General features: G+C 46.3%; 13 protein-coding genes and 1 riboswitch. Of the genes, 4 read left to right on the top strand and 9 right to left on the bottom strand.

Annotated features, from left to right (window positions below; all coding sequences use genetic code 11):
* Positions 1-12 precede the first annotated feature (12 nt).
* Positions 13-831 carry an EcsC family protein gene (locus ACQVGS_RS19680; protein ID WP_106022304.1) on the bottom strand — a complete coding sequence of 273 codons (819 nt, stop codon included), beginning with the start codon at positions 829-831 and terminating at the stop codon, positions 13-15.
* A 119-nt stretch (positions 832-950) separates the two neighbouring features.
* Here ACQVGS_RS19680 and ACQVGS_RS19685 point away from each other — a divergent pair, with 119 nt between their 5' ends.
* From ACQVGS_RS19685 to ACQVGS_RS19700, 4 genes are all read left to right on the top strand, one after another.
* Positions 951-1,403 carry a DUF2188 domain-containing protein gene (locus ACQVGS_RS19685; protein ID WP_106020964.1) on the top strand — a complete coding sequence of 151 codons (453 nt, stop codon included), beginning with the start codon at positions 951-953 and terminating at the stop codon, positions 1,401-1,403.
* Between the two features lie 77 nt (positions 1,404-1,480).
* Positions 1,481-1,738: a GlsB/YeaQ/YmgE family stress response membrane protein gene (locus tag ACQVGS_RS19690; protein WP_010333083.1), complete on the top strand. Its 258-nt coding sequence runs from the start codon at positions 1,481-1,483 to the stop codon at positions 1,736-1,738.
* Between the two features lie 231 nt (positions 1,739-1,969).
* A complete protein-coding gene (locus ACQVGS_RS19695) occupies positions 1,970-3,247 on the top strand; it encodes an Nramp family divalent metal transporter (protein ID WP_049809886.1) in 1,278 nt (425 codons plus the stop codon).
* Between the two features lie 107 nt (positions 3,248-3,354).
* The gene (locus tag ACQVGS_RS19700) at positions 3,355-3,624 is read left to right on the top strand and encodes a hypothetical protein (protein ID WP_010333081.1); all 270 of its coding nucleotides are present in this window, start codon (positions 3,355-3,357) and stop codon (positions 3,622-3,624) included.
* Between the two features lie 266 nt (positions 3,625-3,890).
* On the opposite strand, the gene ACQVGS_RS19705 is transcribed toward ACQVGS_RS19700, so the two are convergent.
* From ACQVGS_RS19705 to ACQVGS_RS19740, 8 genes are all read right to left on the bottom strand, one after another.
* Entirely contained in the window at positions 3,891-5,615 is a 1,725-nt protein-coding gene (locus ACQVGS_RS19705; RefSeq protein ID WP_095714111.1) for a pyruvate oxidase, read from the bottom strand.
* Between the two features lie 62 nt (positions 5,616-5,677).
* On the bottom strand, positions 5,678-6,130 hold the full coding sequence (locus ACQVGS_RS19710) for an NUDIX hydrolase (protein WP_106022302.1): 453 nt from the start codon (positions 6,128-6,130) through the stop codon (positions 5,678-5,680).
* A 57-nt stretch (positions 6,131-6,187) separates the two neighbouring features.
* Positions 6,188-8,011 (bottom strand): potassium transporter KimA, encoded by a 1,824-nt coding sequence (gene kimA / locus ACQVGS_RS19715; protein WP_188323536.1) that lies wholly within the window; start codon positions 8,009-8,011, stop codon positions 6,188-6,190.
* 190 nt (positions 8,012-8,201) lie between these two features.
* Positions 8,202-8,346, bottom strand: a riboswitch (cyclic di-AMP (ydaO/yuaA leader).
* 136 nt (positions 8,347-8,482) lie between these two features.
* Entirely contained in the window at positions 8,483-10,594 is a 2,112-nt protein-coding gene (locus ACQVGS_RS19720; RefSeq protein WP_188323535.1) for a cellulose biosynthesis cyclic di-GMP-binding regulatory protein BcsB, read from the bottom strand.
* A 5-nt stretch (positions 10,595-10,599) separates the two neighbouring features.
* Positions 10,600-11,862, bottom strand: a complete 1,263-nt coding sequence (locus tag ACQVGS_RS19725; protein ID WP_106020972.1) for a glycosyltransferase family 2 protein — start codon at positions 11,860-11,862, stop codon at positions 10,600-10,602.
* Entirely contained in the window at positions 11,855-13,585 is a 1,731-nt protein-coding gene (locus ACQVGS_RS19730; RefSeq protein WP_188323534.1) for a DUF2334 domain-containing protein, read from the bottom strand. The genes ACQVGS_RS19725 and ACQVGS_RS19730 overlap by 8 nt, the downstream gene beginning before the upstream one ends.
* Positions 13,575-14,426, bottom strand: a complete 852-nt coding sequence (locus ACQVGS_RS19735; protein ID WP_103671944.1) for a diguanylate cyclase domain-containing protein — start codon at positions 14,424-14,426, stop codon at positions 13,575-13,577. The genes ACQVGS_RS19730 and ACQVGS_RS19735 overlap by 11 nt, the downstream gene beginning before the upstream one ends.
* Positions 14,407-15,501, bottom strand: a complete 1,095-nt coding sequence (locus tag ACQVGS_RS19740) for a lipoprotein YdaJ (RefSeq protein ID WP_188323533.1) — start codon at positions 15,499-15,501, stop codon at positions 14,407-14,409. The genes ACQVGS_RS19735 and ACQVGS_RS19740 overlap by 20 nt, the downstream gene beginning before the upstream one ends.
* Position 15,502: the final 1 nt, after the last annotated feature.

Here is a 15,502-nt window from a genome sequence, read left to right on the forward strand (position 1 = left end):
TCTGCTTTTCTTCTATTCATGATTCTGTTCTGTTTCTATGAGCCGCTCAAGGATGCGCCGCTTTTTATAAAGCATCATGCCTGTTTCGGTAATGTCATTTAAGGTCGAGCGATTGGCCGCCGCGCCAAAGACCATTCCCGCGACCGGCACCATTTGAAAAAGCTTTTTCCAGCCAAAGGTGTCACGGTAGCCTAAAACCACTTCCCTCCAGCCTTGAATTTGGGAAGCGACATTCTTATATGTACGGTCCTGATCATAATCTTTTAATTCTTTCAGAATGGATTTTTTACCGACAACATCTGCTGAAGTAAGCTGCAAACATTTTACGATGAAGACCCGCTCTTTTTTCTCCTTTGGATCATAGCCATAGGTCACTGCGATATCCTGCAGTGTTTTTAATGATAAACCGAGCACAGCCGGAATGTCTGCCGCCAGAGTAAATACGCCGCCCACACCCGTGGTCGCTCCCTGAACTGTTGCAGCGTTGATTCGGTTTTTGCCCATCGCTTCAGCAACATCATCCATAACAGCCAGAGGCGCTTTCTGTACGTCCTCCAGTGATTCAAAGGTTTGCTCGGGCAGTTTCTTTTGAAACGTTTTGATAATCTGTTTTTCCGATGTCAGGTACTGTCCTCCAGTTTGAACAAAGCTGCCCACCTCATCCAAAAGCTTGCCGATCTTTTTCTGGATGAATTCCGGCGTCAGCTTGTCCAGCAGCTGAAACGGGAGACGGCTGAGTTTTTCCCAAAACCAGACTTTTTGCTGCTCCTTTTCCCATTTCTCTATTTCTTTTAATTGCTGATGTAAGTCTTCTTTTCGTTCTGTTGTCACCCAACTCGCACTTCCCTTCCGTTTTTTTCTACTATATAGTATACCTTCATTTTTCTCTAAAACGTTTTTATTTTTCACCTGCGGGTACCATTTTTATAAAAGCAGAAGGAGTGATGGATATGCCTTGGTCTATGAAGGATTACCCCGCTTCACTGAAAAATCTCGAGAAGCCTGTGAAGAAAAAGGCGATTGAAATTGCGAATGCCATGATTGATGAAGGCTATGAGGACGGACGCGCCATTCCGATTGCGACGAGCAAAGCAAAGGAATGGGCGGAAAACGCCTCAAAAAAGGAAATTGACGACTTCCTCAAACATGATGATGAAACAGAACGCGATGAGGAGGCAAACGATGACGCCAGACCTGAGCTAATGAATAAAGCGGAGCATGTCATCAAACATAAAAGTGGCTGGGCCGTCAAAGCTGAGGATGCCAAACGTGTATCTGAAATCAAGAATACGAAAAAGGAAGCGATTGAACGGGCGAAGGAAATTGCGGAACATAAAGGCACAGAAGTAATTGTTCATTTGGCTGACGGCAGTGTGCAGAGAAAGATAAAAACAGGATCATAACCAAATATGCTTTTGTACGTTTCGGATCTGTCTAGAACGGTAATTGATATATAAATCATTAAGGAGAGGTGAATATGATGCTTAGCTTTTTGGTTTCATTAGTTATTGCTATCTTAATTGGACTAATCGGAAGCGCCATCGTCGGCAATCGCATGCCTGGAGGAATCTTCGGTTCGATGATTGCAGGGCTGATCGGCGCATGGATCGGGCATGGCTTACTCGGAACTTGGGGACCAAGCCTTGCAGGATTTGCCATTATTCCGGCAATTATCGGGGCAGCGATCTTCGTATTCTTACTGAGCCTCGTATTCCGCGGACTGCGCAAGGAAGCCTAGATATTAGATGATTCAGGAGGCATCGTTTCATACTGAAACGATGTCTTTTTATGTATGGACCTTATCAGATGCCCTACATATCATGTTACATAACAGGGAAAAATTTGAGTGTCATTTTTGAACATCATTGGTTGACAAGAAATCGTGATGGTCATATGATGTAGATAAAATAATTTGGTTTAAGGAAACTCTTTGTTGTATGGCAAAAACAATTAGAATTCAGGTGAGTACATGATGAATAAGGACATCACAGCACAATCTCCCCGTTCCAAAGCAGTCCAAGATGCGCTTGACGGGAAAAGCAGAGGATTCAGAGGACTGCTGCCTTTTTTAGGCCCGGCGTTTATTGCAGCCATTGCCTATATCGATCCCGGTAACTTCGCAACAAATATATCAGCAGGTTCTAAATATGGATATATGCTGCTATGGGTGATTTTATTTTCTAATATCATGGCGCTCTTGATCCAATCACTCTCCGCCAAACTCGGTATCGCGACAGGCAAAAACCTGCCTGAGGTCGCTCGTGAGGAATTTCCTAAGCCTGTCTCTATCGGCTTATGGATTCAAGGCGAGCTCGTCATTATCGCGACTGATCTGGCGGAATTTATCGGAGCGGCATTGGGACTGTATTTGCTGTTCGGCATCCCGATGCTCGAAGCGTCTATTATTGCTGCGATCGGCTCTTTCGCGATTTTGGAGCTTCAGCGCCGCGGTTATCGCTCACTTGAAGCCGGTATTGCCGGCATGCTGTTTGTAGTGGTCATCGCCTTTGCGCTGCAGACCTTTTTTGCAAAACCGGATGCCGTCTCAGTGATGAAAGGACTTTTCGTTCCGACATTTCATGGCACCGATAGCGTGCTTCTTGCAGCAGGTATTCTCGGCGCAACCGTTATGCCGCACGCCATTTATTTACACTCTGCCCTCACACAGCGGCGGGTGGTCGGCAAAACAGATGCTGAACGGAAGAAAATCTTCAGATTCGAATTTATTGATATTTTAATAGCGATGCTGATTGCAGGGGCTATTAATGCGAGTATGCTGATTGTGGCTGCCGCATTATTCTTCAAAAACGGGCTGTTTGTCGAGGACCTTGATGTCGCGTTTCAGCAGTTCGGTCATCTTGTCAGTCCTGTTTCAGCCGCGTTATTCGGAATCGGCCTGCTGGTAGCGGGCCTGTCCAGCTCGTCTGTCGGAACACTTTCAGGCGATGTGATTATGCAGGGATTTATCAACTACCGCATCCCGCTGTATGTACGGCGGTTCATCACCATCATTCCGCCGATCTTGATCATTGCATCAGGCGTCAATCCGACGTCGGCTCTTGTGCTGAGCCAGGTGGTTCTTTCCTTCGGCATTGCCTTTGCCTTAATCCCGCTTATTATGTTCACAAGCAACAAGCGGATTATGGGTTCGCTGATCAATGCCAAATGGGTAACAGTGGTTTCTTGGCTGATCGCTGTGCTGATTGTTGCTTTGAATGTGTTTTTGATCGTCGATACGTTCCGTTAGAAAAAAACCGGCTGAAAGAGCCGGTTTTTTATTTTGGCTTAAAAGCTCATTGATATCATTTTTTACAGAAATTTGTTATGATAGAAGAAAAAATCGGAGTTTTGATAATGTCAGTATTTATTCTGTTTTATTTATGGATTGTCCCTATTGTTATCGGAATTTTATGTTCTGTTATCGCTTATAAATCAACAGGTAAAAAAATGCGAATCGCGCCCGGCATTGCCATGGTGGTGCTCAGTATCATTTCCTTGATTACGGCTTTTACGGCTGGAGGCGCTAATTTTCACGTGTTTATCGGCGGAATGTTTTTATTCGGCACTTTATTAGTTGGTTCTGCTTTTCCTTTCTTTTTCGGACTTTCGAAAAAAGGGAAATAAACTTATAAAGACATTCATTTTGTAAGATTTGATAAGAATAAACAGATGAAACAGACAAGGACAAATGCGCTGATCTTTCTGCTTTGAAAGAAGATGCATTTGTCCTTGTGTCTGTTTTGGGCACGGCGAAAATCATGACAGGCTGCATAGATCATTCCTGCTGATCCCAATAAATATACGAGTCATTTTAAAGGTTCAAACAACCGATTTTATGACTCACCCTCCGTAAAATCAAAAAACAGGAGCCTTCACGGGCCCCTGTTTTTTTAGAATAACCGTTTTAAGCTTTGTTTCAATGACGGCATTTCAATTTTTTGGTTTTCGAAGAAGTTTTTCAGCATATATTTGCTGAAGCCTTTTGCCTGTCCGTAGGTGATTTTGCCGGGCAGCGGCGGTTCGTTTCCGATCATGACGTCGACAACGACCGGCTGATCGGAGTGAAGCGCCTCATGGAAAGCCGGTGCAAGTTCTTCCGCTCTCGTCACCTTGATGCCTTTTGCTCCGCAGCTTTCTGCAAATGCGGCATAGTCGACATTCTGAAGTTTTGTGACATAGTCGATGTTCCCTTTGACCTGCTGTTCATATTCAATCATGCCGAGATTTTCATTGTTTAAAATGACAACAGTAATCGGGAGCTTATATTTGACTGCGGTCGGGAGATCCTGCATGACCATGGAAAAGCCCCCGTCACCGCAGACTGCGATGGCTTGGCGCTCCGGTTCAGACAAGCTCGCCGCTATAGCTCCCGGCAGGCCGCATCCCATTGTCGCAAGCCAGCTGGAAACGATGAAATCCTGGTTGACGTTCATTTTGAAATGCCGTGCCATCCAGACGGTGACAGTGCCGACATCTACAGACAGCACCGCGTCTTCCGCGGCTGCCTCCTGAAGACGTGCGATAACCTGCTGAGGTTTAAGCGGTGTTGTCGCCTCAGTTTCATCTTTTTCGATTTCGTTCCACCAATGCTGCATATGCTCAGTGCAGGCATTTAGGAATCGTCGGTCTTCCTTCCGTTCAATATACTCCGTCAATTCGCGCAGACCGAGAGCCGAGTCACAGACAAGCCCCGCTGTTACCGGATAGCGTTTGCCGATTTTCGCCGGGTCTGAATCAAGCTGGATGGCCGGTGTGTCTTCCGGCAAGTAATCACGATACGGGAACGAGGTGCCAAGCATGATTAACAAATCGCATTCTTCCATTGCCTCATAGGCAGGCTTTGTCCCAATCTGTCCAAGGTTGCCGAGAAAGTGCGGGTGCTTATCGGGAACAACGCCTTTTGCGGGGAGCGTGACGACGATCGGCGCCGCTGCTTTATCCGCAAATTCCAGTAGCTCCCGCTTCGCCTTCTTCATTCCCTGTCCCGCCAAAATGATCGGCTTTTTCGCATTGTTAATATATTGCGCGCATGTCACAAGCTGTTCTTTTTTCGGTTCAAGATTCCCTTCAATATACAACGGTGATGTATAAACGGGTTCCCGTTTGATTTTCTCCGCAAACAAATCATCTGACACACTTAATACCGCAACGCCTTTTTTGCTGTAGGCAGTGCGGATCGCCTGATTCAACAGATCCGGCAGTGACTCCGCGCTATGTACCTCCCTGTTAAACACTGCCACGTCTTCAAACATTTGCTCAAGCTTAATCTCCTGAAAGTAGTCCCGCCCGACTTCACCTGAGGAAACCTGACCTGCAATCGCAAGCACAGGGGCGCCGTCCGCTTTTGCATCGTATAAACCGTTCAATAAGTGCACCGCACCCGGCCCTGCAATTGACAGGCAGACACCGATCTTGCCGGTGAGTTTTGCCTCAGCCGCGGCTGCCAGCGCTGCCACCTCTTCATGGCGGGTTTGGATGAATTCCAATTGATTTCTTTCGTGTCTCAGTTCCTCAATAAATTCGTTAATGCTGTCTCCGGGGATGCCGTAAACATGATCAACTCCCCAATGTTCAAGCAGTTCTGTCATTGTTTGTCCTGCTGTTTTGTGTGCCATGCCGTATCCTCCTTTTTCCTTTTTCAATACCACAGGGGGAGGCGTTTAAAACCCGGAGGCAACTATCGCTTGCTGTATTTCCTTCTGAACAGGTCTAGGGCCGCCAAAAAGCTCTTGTCCTTGACGGTAATACGGATGCCCGCAGCGCCGTTTAGAAAATCTCTGATTTGCATTTTCCGGTTTGGCACCATCAAAAGCGGCAGACGCTCTGGCGAAAACCACTTCATCCCGGCCGTTTCCATGCCGTTTTCTATCGCTTGTCCGCCTGTTATGTTCCCTGCAAACACATGCTGTTCGTCTTGAAACTTAGGTCTTTGATAGACACCCAATTTCCCGGAAGGCTCTATCAGATATCCCGTTTCTTCCATTACCTCCCGGACCGCCGCTGCCTCCGGGGTTTCTCCTGATTCAACCCGTCCGCCCGGCAAATCCCATAAAGGAACGTCTTTTCGTTTGACCAGCAGAATCTGCCGTTTTGTGTTTGTCACTATGACAAATGCCCCTTCCGTATACATCGCCATTTTCCCCTTTATTTAAAAAAGACCAAGGAGATGTCCCTTGGTCTGAGCTGCTTACTTTTTAAAATGATACGGCAATGTGGCAACGATTATGTCCTTCTTCCAGAACAGCCGGACTCTGAGCAGGAAGGCTGACTGGTTGTGCAGAATGGTGTGCCAGCGTTTTTTTGTGATAAATTGCGGGAACAGCACCATGACAGAAAACTGTTTCTTCTTCGCTTTTGCTTCAACAGTTTCCAAAAACTTATCAAACGGATGGACCAGGCTTCTGTACGAAGAGTGAAGCGTGACGAGACGCACTCCATTATTCAGCTCTTCCCAGCGTTTTTCCACTTTCTTTTCCTGTTCTCTGTCAAACGACACGTGAACGGCAATGACCTGATCTGACAGTGATTTCGCATATTGAATGGATTTTTGCACGACGGTTGTGACGCCGGCTACAGGCACAATCACGACCGTACCTTTGATTTCTTCCGGCTGTTTGTTTACGATACGAAGCTGTTCACCGACAGCCGTATAGTGATTTTTAATCGCAAAAAACAAAAAAACGACGATCGGCATAAAGATTAAAACAGGCCATACGACATTAAACTTCGTGACAAACAGGATGGACAGAACCATAAACGATATCAATGCGCCGCAGGTGTTGATCAGCATTTTTCCAATCCAGCCTTTTGGTTTTTGTTTGATCCATTTGATGCACATCCCTGTTTGTGAAAGGGTAAATGGAATAAACACACCGACCGCGTATAGCGGGATTAAGTGCTCCGTCTGCCCTCCAAATAACAGAATCAGCACAATTGAGGCAACACCTAAAAAGATAATCCCGTTTGAGAAGCCTAAGCGGTCGCCTCTTACTGTAAACATGCGCGGCATGTATTGGTCTCTCGCCAAGTTGAAGGCAAGCTGCGGGAAGGCTGAAAAGCCCGTATTCGCCGCAAGGACCAAAATTAACGATGTCACACCCTGAATGACATAGTAGAACACATTTCTGCCGAAGGTATCCGATGCGATTTGTGAAATGACCGTTTCATTCGGTTTCGGAGCCGTCCCGTAACCGTATGCAAGTACCGTAATGCCGGCAAACAGAACCGCAAGCAAGATCCCCATCATAGCTAACGTTCTCGCCGCGTTTCGCGCAGGCGGGTTTTTGAAGGCTGGAATCGCGTTGGAGATCGCTTCAACTCCGGTGAGCGCGGAGCAGCCGGATGAAAAAGCCTTAAGCAGCAAAAACAGCGTAATGCCGGCTACCGGTGTGCCGATCGGTGTATGATGGACTGGCTGATCAATTTGTCCTGTCATAAGCTTAAAAAGACCGACGGCAATCAGGATGAAAAGCGCCGCCACAAACAGATAGACCGGGTAGGCAAGAATCGATGCTGATTCTGACAGCCCCCGCAGATTTAAAATCATAATCACTAAAACAAGTAAAACAGCAATCGGTATATGATAATCATGCAGTGCCGGGAACGCCGACGTGATGGCGTCCGTCCCTGCGGAAATACTTACCGCTACAGTTAATATATAATCGACAAGCAATGAACCGCCTGCAATCAGCCCGGGCTTTTCGCCGAGGTTTTCTTTTGATACAACATACGCCCCGCCGCCCTGCGGATAAGCGTAAATAATTTGCCTGTATGAGAGAATCAGCGCGAGCAGCAAAATGAGTACGCCGACCGCTATCGGAATGGAATACCAAAATGCAGCAGCGCTTACCGCCGCCAATATGATAAGAATTTGTTCCGTTCCGTAAGCGACAGATGATAAAGCATCTGAGGAGAGCATGGCAAGCGCCTTTAATTTCGTCAGTTTTTGTTCTCCTGCGGCTTGTGATTTTAACGGTTTCCCAATCAAAAAACGTTTGATTGAATGATACATCGATGTCTTCCCCTTTTAATTTCATTTTTCATTAAAACAATAAAACATCCGCATCTGTTCTCACATTTTGTAATAGTCCCTTTCTGCTATGATGTCTCTGTATGCGATTTACATCCTGAAAATTGAACAGCAAAAAACACAGAGGCAAACGGATGCCCCTGTGCCTTAACATCGAACACAGGTTTCATTCATCTCCTCTCATGAACGCTTACGAGGTTAGCTGACGGATTCGGGCATATGAGAGTTTGCCCTACCTAAAAAGGATTCACCCCGAGCGGCAAAATGCCGCTAAAATGGGTCCCCCGCTCTGTTTACAGATTAAGCGATTTGTTTTCTAAAAGAGATCATACTCCCGTTTACGTATGTTGTAAAGAGGCTTATCGACCGGGAGAAAAAAATAAAATGACAGGTTCCACAAATGGAAAATTTAAACCAAAAACAAAAAAACAGAGGCTGATAACAGCCTCTGCCTTATTCTCTGTCTGTCTTTCTCTTTCTTCGTCTAACGGTTACCCAAATGAAGGCTGCCGCAATTACCATCATGAGAGCCAGCACGCCGATATACAGCAGTTGTTGCCCATGATCTTGTGCTGTTTTTTCTGTTTCAGAACTGTTTGTTTCCGATTTGAGCTGCTGGTGGTTTGTAAACACCTGCTGGCTGTTTGTTTCATTGATGACGGTCGCCGTGTCATCATTGCTGTTCAAAAAGCTGATGATTTCTTTTGTGACGGCCGCGCCATTTCCTTTCAGCGGCGCAAAAACAGCCATCGTATAATTTGAATCCCATAAAGACGCTTGGGTAAATGCCACTTGTTTCGTCGTCTCGTTCAGCATTTCAAAGCCCGACACGTCAAACGAGCCGTTTTTCGCTTGAGGCACGAGCAGATCAGAAGATTTCTCTTTCAAAAGAGAGAACTGGCTAATGCCGCCGATGAAAATTAAGTTCCGGCCTTTCGCGTCCTCCGCTTTAACTTCAGATGCTTTCCTTACTGTGAAAGATTGCTGGGCTTCGCTTCCAAAGGAATCAGTAACGAGAGAAAGCTCCTTAAGCTTGGATTTGCTCACGCTGTCAGGTAGCACAATCAGTGTTGCCTGTTCCTGATTTCCGGCGTATGGAAGCGGCCATTCTTGAAAATCGGCTGACGGAGATGTGCCTTTGATCGTGTAAGACAATGTGCTGCTTTTATCAATGAAGACCCATTTCTCTTCGTCCGTTGTGTTGCAAGGGTTGTTTTCCTTTAAGCCCGTGGTGATAAACTGTATATCAATGTAGCGGTTTTTCTGCAGCAGCTCAGGGTCTACTTTCAGCGTGACATGATAGTATCCGTTTTTATCTTCTTTCCCTAATTCATCAAGGCGAACTGAATGCGGCTGACCGTTGATGAGGACCTTCAGCTCTGCTGCTTGAGAGGCTGAACCGCTTTCTGCCGCGGCTGCTTGAATCGTTTCCGATTTCTTTAGTTTAAGCGACAGCTTGGCTGATTGATTTTGGTCTATCATCGCAGAAGCCGGATAAAAATAATGTGCTGAAGATGTTTTGTCAGCTCCGATTGTCATATCTTCTGCCCCGAATTTCTCAAGGGTCAGCTTATTGCTTACCTGCTTTTCAGCCTTCTGAAGCTTGCCAATTGAAAGTGTTTCCCCGCTTAGCTGGCCGGTGTAAGTCTGATCGGCGATGGCGCTGATTTTTTCTGAGAGCACATCATCAGATGCCGTTTGTGCAAACAGAACCGGCTGCTGCTTGCCCTGTGCTTTCAGCACGCGCTCCGCAAGCAGAAGTTTTTCTCCTTTTGCCTGTAAGCCGGCTTGTTTGATCAGCTTCTTCACCTTGCCGTTCCAATGCTTATCCACTCCGATGAAAATGGTCGGCTTGTCGATTTGCTTCACTTCAGATTCCTTCACAAACGAAATGCTGACACTGCTGTCCGCAGTTTTCAGGTATCCTTCTGTCTTGACAGCCGCTTCAATTTCTGCCGAGCTCGGGTTATCCGGAATGACAATAGCAGTCTCTTCCGCTGTATTTCCCGATTGGGCAAATGGGTATGGGTAATGTTCAAGTGATGTTCCCTTCGCTTCGCTGCTGTCCGCCAGTGTCAGGCGGCTGTCCGGATAAACTTTGATCCAGTTGCCGGACGTATCCTGTCTGACGCAGACGCCCTCTTTCAAGACGCCGTAAAATTTCAGTGATACGCTGTGATAGCCTGGGGCGGACTGGCTTTTGTTCAAGTTCAGCTTCAGTGTTTTCCGTTTTGAATCGCCGTTTAGCTTTAACGTTTTTACCGGTTCATTGTCAATTACAGCCGTTAACGATGAAGGAGAAATTAAAAGATCTGATGCCTCATATTCAATCACCAATTGCTGGCTGCCGGAAGAGGCGCCTGCCGGAATCTGATACGTCAGTTCCGCGCTGTCTTTTGATCCGTACAATGTCATAAGATCGTTTGTCAGCACCTGCTGTTTGGCTTGTTCACGGCTGCTTTTGCCCAGAAGCGAGCCATCAACCTGCATCTCTTGGGCAAAGGCCGATTGTCCGGTCATTGCCAGCAGCAGAAAGCTTGTAAGAAAAATAAGTAGTTGTTTCAAAAAGGTCACCCGCTTTTATGTTGATTGTATCGTTCTGTTTTGTACCATTTGACCTCTTGCTTGAATAAACGGTGCTTGATTTCTACGAATAAAGAATAGATCACGAGCACAATCCATGCCTGCGAGTACGTAAAGTACATAAGGAATACGATAAAGAAGTTTTGCCTGTTCATTTCTGTTTTTTCGATGCTTAACGTAATCATGACCTCCGTCATAAATAAGAAAAACGCCAAAATCCAAAGGATCATTGCCAAAAACCCGACCGACAAATGCAAATCATAAAACAGATTGACCACAAATATCGTGTTTGACATGATCACGCCAAAGAAAAACAGGAAATACGTAAAGAAAAAGTAAAACAAGTCAAAGATAATCCGTTTTCGTTTCAGTTTGAAAAACTGCGCCAAAAACTTCAGGACGACATATTGGTTGCCGCGCGCCCATCTCGTCCGCTGGCGCCACCACACCTTCCACGTTTCCGGCTCCTGCTCCCAAGTAATAGCTGCCGGGAAAAAGCGGATGTGATAGCCGAGGTTATACACCCGGATGGTCAGCTCGGTATCTTCAGCCAGCGCTTTATCATCCCAGCCCCCGAGCTTTTCAATAATGCTTCTGCGGATCGCGAAATTGGTTCCGGGAATGGTAGCGATTTTGAACCACTTCCATCTGCCTCCCTGCGCCATCCACTGAAAACAGATCGTTTCAATATTGATAAACTTCGTCAGCAGCGTTTTTGCCGCATTGATGACGCGGAATTTCCCCACCACTGCGCCTGCCTTCTCGTCATTCATCAGACCGAGAACAAGATAATACACGGCCATTTTTTCAGGCGTGTTGTCGGCGTCATATACACAAATGACATCGCCGTTCGATTCAGCAAAACCGGAGTTGAGCGCCGAGGATTTGCCTTTTCCGGCGTTAGGCGGTTTTGTGATCACCATTTTGATAAAATCGTATTTCTCGGAAAATTCATTGACGATATCACCCGTCCCGTCTGAAGAATTATCGTTTACCACAATAATCTCCAGCCGGTCCTTCGGATAATAAAGATTCACCATTGCCTTCAGCGTCTGCCGAATGACAACTTCTTCATTATGGGCCGGGATGAGCACACTGACCTTCGGCAATTCCTTCATATTTTCTCTCCACTTCGGAATGTTCCGCTCGAAGGTCATGTAGTGGCGGAATCCGCCTTGCATGAGAAACATGTGATAGAGAAGCATCACCCATATTAAACTTAGCGAGATAAAGAACAGCGTATTACCCAAGGCTTCTTCTCTCCTTAAACATTCGTTTTTTCAATGTGGCTCTCAAGTAAAACGTATAGCTGACAAACATCACGACAAACAAGAGCACAACGGCGGAGAGAACCCATAACGCCTTTTCCAGCGGGGTTTGCCGATGGTGGTCGAAAAACTCGCCAATGGCACTTACATTGTTTTTTACGTGAACCGTTCCGTCACCGCTTGTATGGATTTCCACTTTGTCCGTTTTGACGGTTTGTTGCGTTTTCTTCAAATCAAGCCATTCACTGTCCGGAATGCGTTCCATCCGGTCAACGAGCTCCGGCAAATATTTCATCCCGAGATACGGATGATAAAACCCTCCGGCCACTCCGCCTTCAAAATCAATCATCTGGGAAATGTGTTCCTCCATATCGCCGAGCGGGTTTTGCTTTGATGTATCGACAAAACCGATTGTTTCCGGATACAGCGTCATCCCATGCAGCATAGCTGGTTTGGTCACAAACGGGGATGCGCCGGAAGTTTTCCATGTTGTATCGCTGAGCTGCACCTGCCCGAAAATGCTTGAGAAATACTGTGAAGCCATTTGATAGCCGTACTCAGACATCGTATAGTGCGGGGCTTCAAATGCCAGCGGATAAAGCCCTGCCGAGGTTAAATCCTCAATGGCGTGCGTCAGCTTTTGCCTTGTATATGTTTCTTCCTTTTCCTGAAACGGCTTCAAATAGCTCTTATAGGCCTGTTCGTTCGGAAAAGCCTGTTCCTTTTCCAAAATGGACGGGGGGTCATCGGCATTTTCCGAAGTGATCGGCTGGTCCGCCTTGGCATCCCAAAATTCGAAGCCCTCTCCTGTTTCACTGTGGCGATAGGCGTGTGTGTAGCCGTGAACAATGATACTGCCGCCCATGCTTTGCAGTTTTTTCAATACCTTGACCATCTTCGGTTTATCAGACAAATACACTTTATCGCCTGTTTCCGGATTCAGATACACCGGAATGACTGACAGGATAAAAGGCACATGTCTCTTGTACAGATATGTACCGGCTTGAAGCAGCAATGTTTCATCAGACATCGGGCTGATATCCTCCAGCCGCAAATATAAAAGCGCGGTTCCGGCCTTCTCTCCAAATGCTGCTCGAAGCTCTTTCGCCACAATCAGATTGTCATTTAACAGATTGGTTAAGCCGATGTACACATTTGATTTATCCGTTTTCCATATAAACGGACTCGTTTTGCCGTCATCAGATGTAAAGGTATACAGCCCCTTTCCTTTCAGGCCTGATACGCTCAGCACGTTAAGCCCGCTCTCTAAGGAGACATCGTTTTTTTCCGTGCTGCTGTGAATCTGATAGACATGTTCTTTTCGGGTTAAGGAAAGACCGGAAAATTGGCTGATTTGTCCGGCGTTATAGCCGATGGCGACGACGGGTTTTTTTACGCCGCTGATAAGAGACACCAGTTTTTTGCTGAGCTTTCTTTTCGTTTGCCCGTAATAGATGACATGTTCTTTGCCTTTCACATCAGATGCTGTAACATCCGAATCTTTTCTGACCGTGACATGAGTTGCAAAATGGCCGGCCAATAAATCGAGCATTTTGACTTGAGGCGACTCTTTGCCGTCCAAGGTTGAATAGATGATGAGAATGCCGTCATCCTTCTCCTTCGCTTGGGCAGAAATAGGAAAAGAAGCAATAGCTGTCAGCATCAGAACGGACACGCAGAGTAGCGTTATTCTTTTAAAGTTCATTCATCATCATCTCGTTTTCCAGTTCTTCTAAAAATTGATCAGCTGTCCTTATATCTCTTCGATAAGGTAAATAACAGACATGGAACGTAAGCGACACATACTTTCCGTTTGTCAGCTGATACGTGTCCAGCTGTTTTTTCAGCTTTGTCAGGACGGCCGGCATATGTTCAGCCGGCGTGTGTGTCAGCACAATGCCGAAGCGCTCATCAGAGGGGCGGAATTTTTTATCCGTTTCCCGGACGCTTGACCTGATTTGCCGGCTGACGAATTGAAAGAGAAGGTCGGTCTCTTTCTCCCCGTACAAAGACTTAAATTCCTTGAAATAATGCATATGAAGCAGCAAAAAGACAAAGGAATTGCCGTAGCGCTCCGCCCGTTTGATTTCCTCTGACAGTTCCAGTTTCATTCTTTGCTTATTATCAAAGCCCGTCACTCTATCGACAGCCACGAAGCTTTTGATTTCAGATTGAAGACGTTTGACTGAATGGCGCAGCTCTGCTGCGATATCATGAATTCTTCCTGATATAAAGGAAAACAGCAAAAGCGCAATTCCCCACACGATAAGCATGCGCAGCCCGTCTTCAGCCGAAAACATCACAGCCTGTCCAGTCTGAAAAAACATCATGAGCGTGCCGAGAACAAAGAGAACGATTAAGGTGACCGCCAGCGCGTAAATCGGACCGAACCAAATGCCGGCCCCGATCACGACAAATGTAATGCAAATGATCAGAAAGCCCTCCGACTGCTCGGCGGACACATAAAAAATAAACAGAGACAGGGCTGCGATGAGCCCTGAAAGATAAGCATATAATTTTTGTGATTCATTGAATGATCGTTTCATTAAAAAGCTTCCTTTCGGCTAACAGCGGCAGCAGATTGTCGAACGAGTGCGTGTCGGAGCCGCTCATGTAACCCCCATAATACGGTTTCGCCGGATCAAGAATTTCAAAGTCATTCATTCTATCATAAATCGCTTTGATGACCGAGCTGTCTTCATGCTGTTTTGTTAAAAATAAAACAGCTAACGCGTATACGGACGGCGACTCATATTGGACGGCAGGCTCCTTCGTATCTGCCACATATCGTCCGTACAGCTTTCCGTTTGCCTGAAATTCCTTTTTGACCCACTCTGCTATCACAGCGGCTTTTTCATCCCCTTCCGGCAAATGCCACGCGGCGTACAGCTGGTCAATGACGTTTACTTCACTGTCATATTTGTACTGCTTCGACTCTGCGCTGTACGTCTTTGGCAGGAAACCATTCTTTAAAGGGGCTAGATAGAGAACATCGGCATTTCGCTGTTCTGTTTCTTCGTCTATGATTCCATATTTTTTCAAAACAGCTAGTGCATCGGGCATGACATACGAAAGCGTCACGTCCTTTGAAGCGGCATGAGAGGCTGAATCGTAAAAGTCTGTAAACATCCCGTTGTACATGTTGTATGTCTTTAAAGCCGTGCCAATATCACGGGCAGTTTTTTCATATTGGCTGCTCCCCCAAAGAGCAGCTGCCTGATCGAGAGACACCATGATTCTCATATCATCAATCAGCGCATTTGTCCCGCTCGCTTGACCGTTTTGTATCTTCCATGTCACCAACTGATGATTCAGAAGAAAAGAATCCCTCAGATGCTGATATTGCTCCTGAAAATGCGAGGCATCTTGTCTGCTGACCAAAAACTCCATCCACAGGCCAATCGATTCTGATAAATAGGAGGGCTGATCTGAGAAATCCGTTTTGATAAGCCCTTGGTCATTCATAAGATTGTGATAGATGAAATACTCCGCCGGCTGAAGCGGGCGGGTATTCATATCTGCCTCAGACTGATATAGGGTTTTATTCCCAGCTTCAGCACACCCTGCGGAAAGTCCGATAGATAAGCAAAATAAGATAGCAGCGACCAACACATGCCGCACA

It is taken from the genome of Bacillus sp. SD127, assembly GCF_058566445.1.

What these genes read in the sequence shown, in the direction of transcription:
- ACQVGS_RS19735 (WP_103671944.1), bottom strand. Translation starts at nt 14,426, where the DNA reads ATGAAACGATCATTCAATGAATCACAAAAATTATATGCTTATCTTTCA.
- ACQVGS_RS19700 (WP_010333081.1), top strand. Translation starts at nt 3,355, where the DNA reads ATGTCAGTATTTATTCTGTTTTATTTATGGATTGTCCCTATTGTTATC.
- kimA (WP_188323536.1), bottom strand. Translation starts at nt 8,011, where the DNA reads ATGTATCATTCAATCAAACGTTTTTTGATTGGGAAACCGTTAAAATCA.
- ACQVGS_RS19705 (WP_095714111.1), bottom strand. Translation starts at nt 5,615, where the DNA reads ATGGCACACAAAACAGCAGGACAAACAATGACAGAACTGCTTGAACAT.
- ACQVGS_RS19730 (WP_188323534.1), bottom strand. Translation starts at nt 13,585, where the DNA reads ATGAACTTTAAAAGAATAACGCTACTCTGCGTGTCCGTTCTGATGCTG.
- ACQVGS_RS19710 (WP_106022302.1), bottom strand. Translation starts at nt 6,130, where the DNA reads ATGTATACGGAAGGGGCATTTGTCATAGTGACAAACACAAAACGGCAG.
- ACQVGS_RS19695 (WP_049809886.1), top strand. Translation starts at nt 1,970, where the DNA reads ATGATGAATAAGGACATCACAGCACAATCTCCCCGTTCCAAAGCAGTC.
- ACQVGS_RS19690 (WP_010333083.1), top strand. Translation starts at nt 1,481, where the DNA reads ATGCTTAGCTTTTTGGTTTCATTAGTTATTGCTATCTTAATTGGACTA.
- ACQVGS_RS19685 (WP_106020964.1), top strand. Translation starts at nt 951, where the DNA reads ATGCCTTGGTCTATGAAGGATTACCCCGCTTCACTGAAAAATCTCGAG.